Here is a 15,824-nt window from a genome sequence, read left to right as displayed (position 1 = left end):
TAATGATGTTGTTTAGATAATGTCGTTTCAGTTGTATTTTTTTTGTTCTGGAAATTCATAAGGTTAAGGGCTGAGACTTGAGGTTTCTTTTTGTAATTGTTACACCAATTATGTTTTGAATCCTGAATTCTCCATCCTTCCTTGTCACTAACGGAGTGTCCATGCACTACTCATTTACTGAGAAGAAGCGCATTCGTAAGTCTTTCGCGAAACGCGCTAACGTTCACAACGTTCCGTTCCTGCTGGCGACCCAGCTCGAGTCATATTTAGGTTTTTTACAGGCAGACAAAACAGCGTCTGCTCGTAAAAATGAGGGCTTGCAGTCAGCCTTCACCTCAATATTTCCGATCGTGTCGCATAACGGGTTCGCACGTCTTGAATTTCTATCCTATGTTTTAGGTGATCCTGCTTTTGACGTCAAGGAATGTCAACAGCGTGGTCTTACTTTTGCATCTCCTTTACGTGCCAAGGTACGTTTGGTAATTCTTGATAAAGAATCGCCAACTAAACCAGTTGTTAAAGAAATGAAAGAGCAAGAAGTCTATATGGGTGAATTGCCACTCATGACGACTACTGGCTCTTTCGTCATCAACGGTACTGAGCGGGTTATCGTTTCTCAGTTGCACCGTTCCCCTGGCGTGTTCTTTGAGCATGACAGAGGTAAGACTCACTCATCAGGTAAATTATTATTTTCGGCAAGGATTATTCCTTACCGTGGATCATGGTTAGATTTTGAGTTCGATCCTAAAGATATTTTGTTCTTCCGCATCGATCGTCGTCGCAAGATGCCGGTCACCATCTTGTTGCGTGCTATTGGCATGAACAACGAGCAGATACTGGCAAACTTCTTCGTATTTGATAACTTCACTTTGCATAATGACGGCGCTGAAATGGAATTCGTTTCTGAGCGTTTGCGTGGCGAGGTTGCACGTTTCGATATCTCTGATAAAGCCGGTAAAGTCATTGTCGCCAAAGATAAACGTATCAATGCTAAGCATGTACGTGAGATCGATGTTGCTGGCATTAAGCATATATCGGTTCCAGAAGATTATCTGTTGGGTCGCGTATTAGCTAAAAATATCGTCGATGGCGATACTGGTGAGGTGATTGCTAATGCAAATGATGAATTGACAGAAGAATTGATGGGTCGCTTGCGCGACGCGAAGGTTGGAACTATCCAGACTTTGTACACCAACGATTTGGATCAAGGTTCTTATATTTCCCAGACTTTGCGTGCTGACGATACAGCGGATCAGATGGCTGCTCGCGTCGCAATTTATCGTATGATGCGCCCAGGCGAACCGCCAACAGAAGATTCAGTCGAAGCCCTGTTCAATGGCTTGTTCTACAGCGAAGATCGTTACGATTTATCCGCTGTCGGTCGTATGAAGTTCAACCGCCGTATCGGTCGTGATGAGCTGACTGGCGCGATGACTTTGTCAAACGAAGACGTATTGGCAGTGATTAAGATTTTGGTGGAACTGCGCAATGGTCGCGGTGAAGTCGACGATATTGATCACTTAGGTAATCGTCGTGTTCGTTGTGTTGGCGAGTTGGCTGAAAACCAATTCCGTGCTGGTCTGGTGCGTGTTGAGCGCGCGGTCAAAGAGCGTCTGGGTCAGGCTGAAGCCGACAACCTGATGCCGCATGACTTGATCAATTCCAAGCCTATCTCTGCTGCAATTCGTGAGTTTTTTGGTTCTTCACAACTGTCTCAGTTTATGGATCAAACCAACCCATTGTCTGAGATCACGCACAAGCGCCGTATCTCTGCACTTGGACCTGGTGGTTTGACACGTGAACGTGCAGGTTTTGAAGTGCGTGACGTTCATCCAACTCATTATGGCCGCGTTTGCCCTATCGAGACTCCAGAGGGACCAAACATTGGTTTGATCAACTCACTGGCCTTGTATGCTCGTTTGAATGAATATGGTTTCCTAGAGACGCCATATCGTAAAGTGGTTGACAGTAAAATCACGCAACAAATTGACTACTTGTCCGCGATTGAAGAAGGTCGTTACATTATTGCTCAGGCGAATGCGACGATTGACGGTGCTGGCACATTAGTCGATGAATTGGTGTCTGCTCGTGAAGCGGGTGAAACGATTCTAGTTTCTCCAGAGCGTATCCAGTACATGGACGTCGCAACAGGTCAGGTAGTTTCTGTCGCAGCATCTTTGATTCCTTTCCTAGAACACGATGATGCAAACCGCGCCTTGATGGGTGCCAACATGCAGCGTCAAGCAGTTCCTTGTTTGCGCCCTGAAAAAGCATTTGTTGGTACAGGTATCGAACGTACTGTCGCAGTCGATTCTGGTACAACAGTACAAGCATTGCGTGGCGGTAAAGTCGATTACATCGATGCGGGTCGTATCGTTATTCGTGTGAATGATGCTGAAGCACAAGCTGGTGAAGTCGGTGTAGACATCTACAACTTGATCAAGTACACACGTTCTAACCAAAATACCAATATCAACCAACGTCCTATCGTTAAAGTCGGCGATATGGTTGCGAAGGGTGACGTTTTGGCTGACGGTGCCTCCACCGATCTGGGTGAATTGGCTCTCGGTCAAAACATGCTGGTTGCATTTATGCCATGGAATGGTTATAACTTTGAAGATTCGATTCTGATCTCTGAAAAAGTAGTAGCTGATGATCGTTACACATCGATTCATATCGAAGAGTTATCTGTTGTTGCTCGTGATACCAAGTTAGGTGCAGAGGAAATCACTCGTGATATCTCTAATCTTGCTGAGAATCAATTAGCACGCCTTGATGAAGCGGGTATTGTTTATATCGGCGCTGAAGTGACAGCTGGCGATACTTTAGTTGGTAAAGTAACACCAAAAGGTGAAACACAACTGACTCCTGAAGAGAAGCTGCTGCGTGCGATTTTCGGTGAAAAAGCATCAGATGTTAAAGACACCTCCCTGCGTGTGCCGTCTGGCATGGTCGGTACTGTTATTGACGTTCAAGTGTTCACTCGTGAAGGTATCCAACGCGACAAACGTGCTCAACAAATTATTGATGATGAGCTGAAACGCTATCGTCTTGATTTGAATGATCAGTTACGTATTGTAGAAGGTGATGCTTTCGAACGTCTGGAACGTATGTTGATTGGTAAAGTCGCTAATGGCGGCCCGGCTAAATTGGCAAAAGGCAGCAAGATTACTAAGGAATACTTAGCTGATCTGGATAAATATCACTGGTTTGATATTCGGCCGGCAGATGATGATGCGGCTAAAGCTTTGGAAGCGATTAAAGATTCCATCGCTGAAAAACGCCATCAGTTCGATCTGGCTTTCGAAGAAAAACGTACCAAGCTGACACAGGGCGATGAACTGCCACCTGGCGTACAAAAAATGGTCAAGGTTTACCTGGCTGTTAAACGTCGCCTGCAACCTGGTGACAAGATGGCGGGTCGCCACGGTAACAAAGGTGTGGTATCTCGTATCGTTCCTATCGAAGACATGCCATACATGGCTGACGGTACTCCAGCCGACATCGTGTTGAACCCGTTGGGTGTTCCATCACGGATGAACGTTGGTCAGGTTCTGGAAGTGCATTTGGGTTGGGCAGCTAAAGGTTTGGGTCTGCGTATCGGTGAAATGTTAAAAGCCAAAGTGAAGATCGAAGAGCTACGTGGCTTCTTGAAACAGATTTATAACGAATCTGGCAAAAAAGAAGACATCGATGGTTTTTCTGATTCCGATATTTTGGAATTGACAAGTAACCTGAAAAACGGTGTTCCTTTTGCAACACCGGTGTTCGATGGTGCGCATGAAGGCGAAATTCGTCGCATGCTTGATTTGGCTTATCCTGACCATATCGCTAAGCAACTCGGTATGACACCTTCGAAGAACCAAGTGACTTTGTATGATGGTCGCACTGGTGAAGCATTTGAACGTAGCGTGACAGTTGGTTATATGCACGTACTTAAATTGCACCATTTGGTTGATGACAAGATGCATGCCCGCTCTACTGGCCCTTACTCTCTGGTTACTCAGCAGCCACTCGGCGGTAAAGCGCAGTTCGGTGGTCAGCGTTTCGGTGAGATGGAAGTTTGGGCTTTGGAAGCGTACGGCGCATCGTATGTCTTGCAAGAGATGTTGACAGTGAAGTCGGATGACGTGAATGGCCGTACCAAAGTGTACGAAAATCTCGTCAAGGGCGATCACGTGATTGATGCCGGTATGCCGGAATCCTTCAACGTGTTGGTCAAAGAAATTCGCTCCCTCGGTATCGATATCGATCTCTCACGGGATTAAGCGACAACTAGCAGTATTAGCCGTCTCTGAGCAAAAACTTAGAGACGGCATTAGTATCTATAGCCGTTTAGAATTTTTTGTTCCCGGTATTGGCGGAACCTAACTAAAACCTAGGCTCTCCCGTTGATGCGAACAGGGTTTAAGCAAAAAACTCTTGTACCATCCAGCACTAGCGTTTACCTCACTGGAGTGACACACATGAAAGCACTGCTCGATCTATTCAAGCAAGTTCAGCCTAACGAACAATTCGACGCGATCAAAATTGGTCTCGCGTCTCCCGAGAAAATCCGTTCGTGGTCCTACGGCGAAGTAAAAAAGCCGGAAACCATCAACTATCGTACTTTTAAACCAGAGCGCGACGGTTTGTTTTGCGCCAAAATTTTTGGCCCTATCAAAGATTACGAATGCCTGTGCGGTAAGTACAAGCGTTTGAAGCATCGCGGTGTTATCTGCGAAAAATGCGGTGTAGAAGTTACTTTGGCTAAAGTGCGTCGTGAGCGCATGGGTCATATTGAGTTGGCTTCTCCAACTGCACACATCTGGTTCCTGAAGTCACTGCCATCCCGTTTGGGTATGGTACTGGATATGACTTTGCGGGATATCGAACGTGTTTTGTATTTTGAAGCTTATGTTGTGACCGACCCTGGTATGACTCCGCTGAAAAAATGCCAGATCATGTCGGAAGATGATTACGCTGCTAAGTATGAAGAGCATGGTGATGAGTTCACGGCGTTCATGGGTGCCGAAGGTATCCGTGAATTGCTGCGTTCTATCGACATCGACCGTGATGCAGAGACTTTGCGTGTTGAACTGAAAGAATCAAAATCTGAAGCCAAGATCAAGAAGTACGCCAAGCGTCTGAAAGTACTCGAAGCATTCCAACGTTCTGGTATCAAGCCAGACTGGATGATCATGGAAGTACTGCCAGTATTGCCGCCAGAATTGCGTCCGTTGGTACCGTTGGATGGCGGTCGTTTTGCGACTTCCGATCTGAACGATTTATATCGTCGCGTCATTAACCGTAATAATCGTCTGAAGCGCCTGATGGAATTGCGCGCACCAGAAATCATTACCCGCAATGAAAAGCGTATGTTGCAAGAAGCCGTCGACTCATTGTTAGACAATGGTCGTCGCGGTAAAGCAATGACAGGCGCGAATAAGCGTCCGCTGAAATCATTGGCTGAAATGATCAAAGGTAAGGGCGGCCGTTTCCGTCAAAACTTGTTGGGTAAGCGCGTCGATTATTCTGGCCGTTCAGTCATCGTGGTTGGTCCACAACTGAAATTGCATCAGTGCGGTTTGCCTAAGTTGATGGCGTTGGAATTGTTCAAACCTTTCATTTTCAATAAATTGGAATTGATGGGTCTGGCAACAACGATCAAAGCAGCAAAGAAATTAGTGGAGATTCAAGAGCCTGTTGTTTGGGATATCTTGGAAGAAGTCATCCGTGAACATCCGATCATGTTGAACCGTGCGCCGACATTGCACCGTTTGGGTATTCAGGCGTTTGAGCCAGTGTTGATTGAAGGTAAAGCGATCCAGTTGCATCCACTGGTCTGCGCCGCATTCAATGCCGACTTTGACGGCGATCAAATGGCGGTTCACGTTCCTTTGTCGATCGAAGCACAAATGGAAGCCCGCACACTGATGCTGGCATCCAACAATATTCTGTTCCCGTCTAACGGCGAACCGTCTATCGTACCTTCGCAAGATATCGTATTGGGCCTGTACTACGCTTCCCGTGAAAAAATTAACGGTAAGGGCGAGGGCATGATGTTCCCTGATGTTTCAGAAGCGATCCGCGCCTGGGACAACAAGGAAGTCGAACTTAGCACACGTATCACCGTGCGTATTACAGAATTTCCAAAAGATCTGGAAACGGGTGAATTCGTTAAAACGATCAAACGTTACGAAACCACGGTTGGTCGCGCAATTTTGTCAGAAATTTTGCCAAAAGGTTTGCCGTTCACCGTACTTAATCGTGCGTTAAAGAAAAAAGAAATCTCCAAACTGATCGATACGTCTTTCCGTAAGTGCGGTCTGCGCGCAACGGTCGTATTTGCTGATCAATTGATGCAAATGGGTTTCCGCCTCGCGACACGCGCTGGTATTTCTATCTGTATCGATGATATGTTGGTACCGCCACAAAAAGTCACATTGATTGCAGCGGCTGAGCATGAAGTGAAACAGATCGAGCAGCAATATGCGTCTGGTCTGGTAACTGCTGGTGAGCGTTATAACAAGGTTGTCGATATCTGGGGCAAGACCGGTGATGAAGTCGGTAAAGCCATGATGGATCAACTCAAGGTAGAAGACGTTATTCGCCGCGATGGTACTAAAGGTACGCAGGAATCTTTCAACGCCATTTATATGATGGCTGACTCCGGTGCGCGTGGTTCTGCTGCGCAGATTCGTCAGTTAGCAGGTATGCGCGGACTGATGGCGAAACCGGATGGTTCTATTATTGAAACACCGATCACCGCGAACTTCCGCGAAGGTCTGAACGTGTTGCAATACTTTATTTCCACTCACGGTGCACGTAAAGGTCTGGCCGATACCGCTTTGAAGACAGCGAACTCCGGTTACCTGACACGTCGTCTGGTTGACGTTACCCAAGATCTGGTCGTGATCGAAGATGATTGCGGTACAGCCAACGGTGCGTCAATGAAAGCGATTGTTGAAGGCGGTGAAGTCAACGTGCCTTTGCGTGACCTGATTTTGGGTCGTGTTGCAGCTAATGATATCGTCAATCCAGAAACACAAGCCAATTTGTACGACGCAGGTACCTTGTTGGATGAAAACGCTGTAGAAGAGATCGAACGTCTGGGTATCGACGAAGTCAAGGTACGTACGCCACTGACATGCGACACACGCTACGGTTTGTGCGCAATGTGTTACGGCCGTGACCTCGGTCGTGGTTCTATGGTCAATGCGGGAGAAGCAGTTGGTGTTATCGCTGCTCAGTCGATTGGTGAGCCAGGTACTCAGTTGACAATGCGCACCTTCCACATCGGTGGTGCCGCATCTCGTGCAGCGATTGCGTCTTCTGTTGAAGCTAAGTCCAACGGTACGATTCGTTTCACCGTCACCATGCGTTATGTGACTAATGGTAAGGGCGACCAGATTGTGATTTCCCGTTCTGGCGAAGTCTTGATCACGGATGACCACGGTCGCGAGCGCGAACGTCATAAAGTACCTTACGGTGCAACATTGATCGTTAAAGATGGTATGGTCATCAAAGCTGGTACAGCATTGGCGACTTGGGACCCACTGACACGTCCTATCATTACTGAATACACCGGTACTGTGAAGTTTGAAAACGTCGAAGAAGGCGTTACCGTTGCCAGACAAGTCGATGATGTCACTGGTTTGTCTACACTGGTTGCAATCGATGCAAAACGTCGCGGTACTGCAGGCAAGGCTGTTCGTCCACAGGTCAAACTGTTGAACGAACAAGGTGAAGAAGTTAAGATCTCTGGTACCGAGCACGCAGTAACGATCGGCTTCCAAGTCGGTGCTCTGATTACGGTCAAAGATGGTCAGCAAGTTCACGTTGGTGAAGTATTGGCACGTATCCCGACTGAATCACAAAAGACTCGTGATATTACCGGTGGTCTGCCACGCGTTGCTGAGTTGTTTGAAGCACGTTCGCCAAAAGATGCAGGTATGTTGGCTGAAGTCACAGGTACAGTTGCTTTTGGTAAGGAAACCAAAGGTAAGCAACGTCTGGAAATCACCGACATGGACGGCGAGAAACACGAGTTCCTGATCACCAAAGACAAACAAGTCCTGGTACATGACGGTCAAGTTGTGAACAAAGGTGAGATGATTGTTGACGGCCCGGCCGATCCACAAGACATTCTGCGTTTGTTGGGTATCGAAGCGCTGGCACGTTACATCGTTGATGAAGTTCAGGACGTGTACCGTTTGCAAGGCGTTAAGATCAATGACAAGCACATTGAAGTGATCGTACGTCAGATGTTGCGTCGCGTTGTTGTGGTTAACCCAGGCGATGCAAACTACATCATCGGTGAGCAAGTTGAGCGTTCTGATTTGTTAGGTGAAAACGATAGAGTTGCTGCTGCTGGCGGTATCCCTGCGACATATGAAAATATCTTGCTCGGTATCACTAAAGCATCCTTGTCGACAGATTCTTTCATCTCGGCAGCGTCCTTCCAGGAAACTACACGTGTTCTGACAGAAGCAGCGATTATGGGCAAGAAAGATACCCTGCGCGGCCTGAAAGAAAACGTCATCGTGGGTCGTTTGATTCCTGCCGGTACAGGTTTGGCATTCCACCGCGCTCGCAAGTTGAAAGAAACTTGGGAAGCCGATGAACGCACAGCCTTGTTGCAAGCAGAAAAAGCAGCATTCGCGCCAATGCCAGAAACGGCAACAACGGATGCAGCCGACGGCGAAGCGTAATCTAATGCTAGGCATGCATCATTTGCAGGCAAGCTAAGGCAATGTAATTGCAAAAAACGGCACCGCAGCTAGTCTCCGGTGCCGTTTTTATTTTGTAAATTGTTTAGAAATTTGCATGCAAATGCGCCACGAGCAAGCCAGGCGAAGTTTGATATGAATACTTAATTATCTGTAAAATCTATCTAAGCTGTTAGTCGTAAATTTAATATACTGGTAATGAGTATTTTAAGTTGTCCTTATAAATCTTGGACAATCAGTCATTTTTATGAAAAATGAGGGGGAGTATATTGTTTTATTCAGAAAAACTCTTTCGCTTTTCTGGCTGTATTCGTCTATTTTTTTGATCGGTTTTTAAGCTCTGGCTCTTATTGACCAATAAAGCATTTTTTAAATCACGCAGTCCTATCCGTATGACAACAACAATCACAAGTACACCCGGTACACCCGGCACACTCAGCACATTCAGCCCATTAAGTACCAACCAGATTTTGCCTCTGCGCGATCAGTATGGCGTGCAGGTAGATGTTGAGGTCGTAGCTGAAACCGGCTCAACCAATGCTGATTTGATGGCGCGCTTAGGCGACTTGCAAGCGCCATTGCTTAGGATTGCAGAACGTCAGACAGCAGGTCGCGGACGTGCTGGTCGTGTCTGGCATTCAGCACCCGGCGGCGTGTTGACATTCTCTTTGGCGTGGCGTTTTAAACGTGGTGTACAAGCTGGCAGTGCACAAAGTTTATCTGGCTTGCCGTTAGCAGTTGGTACCGCAGTAGCAGAGGTTTTGTTGAGCCTGGGTGTGCCGGTGCAGTTGAAATGGCCAAATGACATACTCAAAGACAAAAAAAAGCTGGCCGGCATATTGATAGAAACCGCCAGCACCAATGACGACGCGATGTGGGCGGTGATCGGCATAGGCCTTAACTTGCGCGTGCCCGAGGCGCTGGAAGCCGAGATTGGGCAAGCCGTGGCCGATGCACCATGGCTGGCACAAATGGACAGAAACTTACTGATGGCGCATCTGCTTAATGCGCTGGCAAAGGCCTTAGAACAATTCCAGCAACACGGTTTTTCAGCCTTTGCCGCACGCTGGAATGCGCTGCATGCTTATGCGCAGCAAAATGTGTTGATACTGGATGGCGGTGAGCAACGGCATGCGGGGATCGCATTGGGCGTAGATGCAACGGGTTGTCTAGTATTACAAACCGAGCAAGGGCAGGTGACGGTCGTGGCAGGTGATGTATCCTTGCGTCCGGTTCCATAAAAAATACAGAACGTAAAGAGTGCTAGTCCTAAAAACCAAAGCAGCTGAACCAAGGCGTCTGAAACAAAATGCCACCACAAACAGTAGATTGAGGAAAACGCCTGCATGTTGCTATTAATCGACGCCGGAAATACCCGCATCAAATGGGCAGTGCTTGCCGAATCCGGTTTGACTGACTTGCCCTTGCGTGCGGTACCGGTATGGTTGCTGTTTGATTCTGTCAGTCACGCTGAGTCAGACCAATTACCTACTGCTTGGAAAGTGCTTGCAGCGCAGGGCATATTGATCAATCGTATTGTGATTTCTAATGTTGCTGGTAGTGACTTCAAAGCGACTTTAATCAATTATCTGGAGCAAGCGTTTTCGTTAGCAAGCTTCAAGCTCGTGCCCGAATTTTTTGCTTCGGCAGCACAAGTTGCCGGGGTTAAAAACGGCTATCGCAATCCAGCACAATTAGGTTGCGATCGTTTTACCACTGCCATTGCGGCGCATGCCTTGTATCCGCAGCAATCGCTCATTGTTGCCACATGCGGCACTGCGACGACCATAGATGCGCTGAGCGCCGATGGCGTGTTTCACGGCGGGATGATTTTGCCCGGTTTAAAACTAATGGCGCAGTCATTAGCAAAAAATACCGCGCAATTGCCCCAAGTTGCAGAGAGTATTTCGCTGATAAATTTATTCGCCGATAACACTGAGTCTGCGATAGTCAGCGGCTGCATTAATGCCCAGGTCGGTGCTTTAGAACGCGCCGTTGCACGCTGGCAGGCTTTACAAAATACGCCGGTGACTTGTCTCATTTCAGGCGGTGCTGCAACTTATCTTCTTCCTCATTTGACGCCGGATCTTGGCATTGCCTGTCAGCATGTGGATAATCTGGTGTTGACGGGTTTGGCCGTAGTTGCATCGATGCACACTACTGTCAACTCCAGCCAACCGCAGCTTTAGCAAGAGTAGTCAACCGTTAACAAGCTAAATACCGCATCCACCTCTAATCATGAATAAATTATGCTGAGATTTTTTTTCTGGAGCTTGCTAATACTGAATGCGTTTTTAATCGCCTTCAATCTAGGCTATCTTGGTAACTGGGACATGGATGCCCATGAGCCGCAAAGAATGGTTAAGCAACTGAACAGCGATCAGTTGCATGTAATCTCTGCCAGCCTGGCGCTGGCACCCGCGCAAGTGCCCGAGGAGCGAAAAAATGATGTGCAGGCTTGTCTGCAAATCGGTAATTTTTTACAAGCAGATGCAAGCAAGATTGAAGACAAACTAAAAACCTTGGCGCTCGGTGATCGTCAATCACGTATTAATGTGGTCGATGCAGATACCGTGACCTATATGGTATTTATTCCATCCCAAGGCAGCAAAGATGGTGCCGACAAAAAAGCCGGTGAATTACGTCGTCTTGGCATCACCGATTTTTTCATTGTGGTGGATCAATCAAATCTGCGATTTGGTATTTCACTCGGCGTATTTAAAACCGAAGATGCAGCCAAAGCGCATTTGAATAAACTCAGCAATAAAGGCGTACACAGCGCCCGCATTGGCGCACGTACCCTCACTACTAATAAATTTGCTTACCAATTACGTGCGCTCAGTGCAGAAGAAAAAGCCCGTTTTGATATCATCAAACTCGACTTTTCAGAGCAAGATGTACGCAACTGCCAATCCACGGCATATAGTAAAAATTAAGCAAAAACCAAGCAGAAACTAAGCTGATGAGGCACGCTCTTACCGGCTAATTAGTGGCGGTAAGAGTGTTGTGGGACTTGTGACGGAGCTGGCGCTAAAAACGTGAGGCTTGATTCGGTTCAAACTCACATTTCTGAGTACGAAATTCCACCCGCATTGCTAATCTCTAGCCTCTCTTCCAGCAATTTTTTATCGCCGCTCCGGAAATCCACAAACTCCAGACCGATGCGAAATAATTTTTGCGACAAGATGGTGTAATTCATGCGGCAACTAATTTCCAGAATCTTCTCTTTAGTGCCTGCATTCAGCGGCGGCAATGCCAATAGCAAAATCACTTTACCCTCATAAAAGACATTGTGATCGCAATGGATACTCAAACCTCCCAGCGATATCTCGTTGACGCGTCCATGGAAAGTCTTTTTGCCCATGCCACCTTCATACACAATCGCCATGCGCCATTTAACTAAATAACGTTTATAAATGCGATTGTTGGCCCGGGGCAGCCTGGTCGAAATAGAGATGGGAGCGAAGTTGGAGGGCGCGCTTGTCTGCCCACTTGATGGCTCACTTGATGAAGTATCCGCTGAAGCATCCGACAACGCATTCTTAGCCTCTTGCAGAGGCTCGCCATCCACGTTGTCCAGTTCGTCTTCGACAAGGTCTGACTGGTCTTGCGCAGGTTGGTCGCTATCTGGATTTTTCATAGGGGCGATCTATTAAAACTCGATATTAAAACTTGAGGTTAAAACCTAAATACGTCTTAGAAAGTTACCTAAAAATTATAAGCGCATTAACCATCCATTGTTACATTTGGGTTGTAACAGACAGTACAACTTCTGCCGTCTCTAACATGTCGTGTTGTTCTAATTCATGCATAAGTAGTTTGTGTCTGACTTAAGGATGGATTATGCTAAAACCGCCAACAGTTTTTTTCAATAATTCTGTGGCAACTCTAATAATATAACAGGAGACAATATGAAAGCATTCATCAAAATGTTGGTAGCGACCGTATTCGCCGGTTTATTTGCCATCTCATTTACCGGTACCGCCTTGGCTGTCGAGCACGGCAGCGCGCAAGAGGCAACCGATCTGGTGAAGAAGGTAATCGCCTATTACAAAGCTAATGGTAAAGAGAAAACATTTGCCGAGATCAATGATCCCAAAGGACAATTTCTGGTGAAAGATTTGTACATCTTTGCCGGCACGGTCAAAGGCGGTGGTCCGACGCTGGCACATGGCGCTAACCCTAAATTGATCGGTAAAAATTTAGGTGAGTTGAAAGATGTGGACGGCGTTTTTTTCGTCCGTAAAATGACGGAAGTCGCCGCCAGCAAAGAAGGTAAAGGCTGGGTTGACTACAAGTGGCCAAACCCGATCACCAAAGTCTTAGAGCAAAAAAGCACCTACGTAGAACGAGTCGACGATCTTTATTTCGCCTGTGGAATTTATAAAGGATAGTCCAATACTTCTGCGGCTTGTAGAAGGAAAACCTCTGCTAAGCCGCAGAACGATTGGACGATCCATTTGACTTTCTAAAAACCGTTTAATCTACTTGCTGTAGCAGGATGCGCTATGTGTACCGCGGTAATCCGTAGCAAACCGTAACGAACAGTATGCCGGTGCGCATGGCGCACCCTACTGATGATCAGATCTCATTAAAAAGTTTTTAGACGACTTCAATACCTAAAAACGTAGCTACAACAATCCCGGCAGCAATAAGTCACTAAAATTACGATACACCTGAGAGTTTTTTTCAAAAGAAGTTCATCATGCAACCCGTATTCCATTTCCAGCAAGGCAGTGTGCCTTTATTGATTTCTATGCCGCATGTCGGCACCAACATCCCGCCCGAAGTCAGCGCCCAGTTAGAGTCTGTGGCTTTTGATAAAGCCGATACCGACTGGCATTTGCCCTTGCTCTACAACATGGCACAAGACTTAGGCGCATCGGTAATCCATGCCGATTACTCGCGCTACGTGATTGATCTGAATCGTTCCCGCGATGACAGTAATCTGTACCCGGGGCTGGATACAACGGGCTTGTGCCCGGTCGATACCTTTACCAAACAAGCTTTATATCCCGCAGGTAAAACGCCCGATGCGGCAGAAGTGCAACGACGCATTGCGACTTACTGGCAGCCGTATCACGATCAATTGCAGCAAGAGCTGGACCGCTTGCGTGCGCAGTTTGGGACAGTGATTTTGTGGGATGCTCATTCGATTGCGTCGCAAGTCCCGCGGTTTTTTCAAGGCAAATTATCTGATCTGAATTTTGGTACCGCAGATCAAAGATCCTGTGATCCCGGTTTGCAGCAAGCGCTGATGCATTGCCTGCAAACGTCAGCAGAGGCGCAAACTTATAGTCATATATTTAATGGTCGCTTTAAAGGCGGTTACATCACCCGTAATTATGGTCAGCCGCATGATGGTGTCCATGCAGTGCAGCTAGAGATGAGCCAGTGCATCTACATGGATGAGCCAGCGCCATACGCCTATCGCCCCGATCTGGCGGCACAAGTGCAGCCATTACTGCGCCAGTTACTCACAACCTGCCTGGAATGGGCACAACAGCAATCGCACTTTCAATTAAAACCTCAGGCGAATCCGACTACTTCAACCAGCATGGTGCAGTCTTGAGTGCTACTTTATTTGCCCGCAATGCTTATCTTGCTGATGGTTGGGCCAAGAACGTCAGATTGAGTTGGGGTGCAGACGGTGATCTTACAGAAGTCATTTGTGATGCGACGCCTGACGCACACGAGGTACAGGAAGAATTTGTCCTGCCTGGTATGATCAATTTGCATTCTCATGCCTTCCAGCGTGCAATGGCGGGTATGACCGAAATCGCAGGCGAGGGACCTGATAGTTTCTGGACCTGGCGTGACCTGATGTATCGCATGGCGTTGCAAATCACGCCTGAACAGATGGAGGCGATTGCCGCCCAGCTGTATATGGAATGCCTGCGCCATGGGTATACCAGCGTGTGCGAATTTCACTATCTGCATCGCGCGCTTGACGGCGGGTTTTATGCCAACATGGCAGAGACCGCGCAACGCGTGATTGCTGCCGCACATACTACCGGCATGGGAATCAGTATGTTGCCGGTGCTATATAGCTTTGCCGATTTTGGTGACGTCCCGTTGCGGCATGATCAGCGTTGTTTCTCTACCAATACCGAGCAGATTTTGCAACTGATCAGTCAGTTAGAAACCGCGCGCAATGGTCAGGTTGAGGTCGGTGTGGCACCCCATTCGCTACGCGCTGCTAACGTGGCACAGATCAAGGAATTAGTGGCTGCTTTGCCAGCGAACAGGCCAATTCATATTCACATAGCTGAACAACAGAGAGAAGTCGATGCCTGTATTGCGCACAGCGGCAAACGACCAGTGCAGTTGTTGTTGGACACCCAGCAAGTCGATCATCGCTGGTGTCTGGTGCATGCCACCCATCTGGACAAAGCTGAGCTAGCAGCGGTTGCAGCCAGCAAGGCCGTCGCGGGTATCTGCACAACGACAGAGGGTAATTTGGGTGACGGATTTTTTGATCTGCCGGATTACATTGCTGCGCAAGGTCGCTTTGGCATCGGCAGCGATAGTCACGCTTCGCAAAGTCCCATCGAGGAATTGCGCTGGCTGGAATACGGTCAGCGGCTGCGGCTGCAAGGCCGCAATATCGCCAGTCAAGCTGGGCAGCGCCGCGTTGGTGATTTTTTATGGCATGCCAGTTTGCAAGGCGGAGCGCAGGCATCCGGTCGCCAGGTTGGCCAACTCGCGATTGGTAAACGGGCTGATATGTTAGTGCTGGATGATCAGCATCCTAATCTGCAAGGCTTGCCAGTGGCAGATTTACTCAATACCTGGATTTTTGCAGGCAACGATAATCTGGTGCGTGATGTGCGTGTTGGCGGTCGCCCGGTAGTGCAGCACCGACGGCATGTGGAGCAAGATCGTATTCAGGGTGGGTATGCCGATTGTATGCGGGTGTTGCGGCAGTCTTAAGGAGAAAATACAGGTGGGGTACGCTCATTAGTTCACCTGTTATTTATCTCAATAAATGATATTTATTTGGGAGTATGTTGATAAATAGGGGGGCTATTGTCCAAGTTTGTTCTGGACGATTAAAATATACTCAGTGCTAGTATTAATAATTCAATATTGATGCTTTGCTGATAGCGATTG

9 protein-coding genes are annotated in these 15,824 nt (G+C 47.6%); 8 read left to right on the top strand and 1 reads right to left on the bottom strand.

Annotated features, from left to right (window positions below; translation table 11 throughout):
• Positions 1 to 161 precede the first annotated feature (161 nt).
• From rpoB to AAKU64_RS04495, 5 genes are all read left to right on the top strand, one after another.
• Positions 162 to 4,268 (top strand): DNA-directed RNA polymerase subunit beta, encoded by a 4,107-nt coding sequence (gene rpoB, locus AAKU64_RS04515; protein ID WP_322120315.1) that lies wholly within the window; start codon positions 162 to 164, stop codon positions 4,266 to 4,268.
• 198 nt (positions 4,269 to 4,466) lie between these two features.
• Positions 4,467 to 8,693, top strand: coding sequence for a DNA-directed RNA polymerase subunit beta' (rpoC, locus tag AAKU64_RS04510; protein WP_354329698.1), 4,227 nt, complete (start codon positions 4,467 to 4,469; stop codon positions 8,691 to 8,693).
• Between the two features lie 410 nt (positions 8,694 to 9,103).
• The gene (locus AAKU64_RS04505) at positions 9,104 to 9,952 is read left to right on the top strand and encodes a biotin--[acetyl-CoA-carboxylase] ligase (protein WP_354329696.1); all 849 of its coding nucleotides are present in this window, start codon (positions 9,104 to 9,106) and stop codon (positions 9,950 to 9,952) included.
• A 105-nt stretch (positions 9,953 to 10,057) separates the two neighbouring features.
• Positions 10,058 to 10,900, top strand: coding sequence for a type III pantothenate kinase (locus AAKU64_RS04500; protein ID WP_354329694.1), 843 nt, complete (start codon positions 10,058 to 10,060; stop codon positions 10,898 to 10,900).
• A gap of 60 nt (positions 10,901 to 10,960) precedes the next feature.
• On the top strand, positions 10,961 to 11,647 hold the full coding sequence (locus AAKU64_RS04495; RefSeq protein ID WP_322120311.1) for an SPOR domain-containing protein: 687 nt from the start codon (positions 10,961 to 10,963) through the stop codon (positions 11,645 to 11,647).
• Positions 11,648 to 11,772: 125 nt separating this feature from the next.
• On the opposite strand, the gene AAKU64_RS04490 is transcribed toward AAKU64_RS04495, so the two are convergent.
• Entirely contained in the window at positions 11,773 to 12,351 is a 579-nt protein-coding gene (locus AAKU64_RS04490; RefSeq protein ID WP_354329692.1) for a PilZ domain-containing protein, read from the bottom strand.
• Between the two features lie 271 nt (positions 12,352 to 12,622).
• Between AAKU64_RS04490 and AAKU64_RS04485 the strand changes: the two genes are divergently transcribed.
• From AAKU64_RS04485 to AAKU64_RS04475, 3 genes are all read left to right on the top strand, one after another.
• Positions 12,623 to 13,105 (top strand): cache domain-containing protein, encoded by a 483-nt coding sequence (locus tag AAKU64_RS04485; RefSeq protein ID WP_354329690.1) that lies wholly within the window; start codon positions 12,623 to 12,625, stop codon positions 13,103 to 13,105.
• Between the two features lie 311 nt (positions 13,106 to 13,416).
• Positions 13,417 to 14,283, top strand: a complete 867-nt coding sequence (gene hutG / locus AAKU64_RS04480) for an N-formylglutamate deformylase (RefSeq protein ID WP_354329688.1) — start codon at positions 13,417 to 13,419, stop codon at positions 14,281 to 14,283.
• Entirely contained in the window at positions 14,205 to 15,644 is a 1,440-nt protein-coding gene (locus AAKU64_RS04475; RefSeq protein WP_354329687.1) for a formimidoylglutamate deiminase, read from the top strand. The genes hutG and AAKU64_RS04475 overlap by 79 nt, the downstream gene beginning before the upstream one ends.
• The last annotated feature ends 180 nt before the right edge of the window (positions 15,645 to 15,824 follow it).

This window comes from Undibacterium sp. GrIS 1.8, assembly GCF_040544445.1.
Classification (GTDB): Bacteria; Pseudomonadota; Gammaproteobacteria; order Burkholderiales; family Burkholderiaceae_D; genus Undibacterium.
This window is presented reverse-complemented; position numbering and strand designations above follow the sequence as displayed.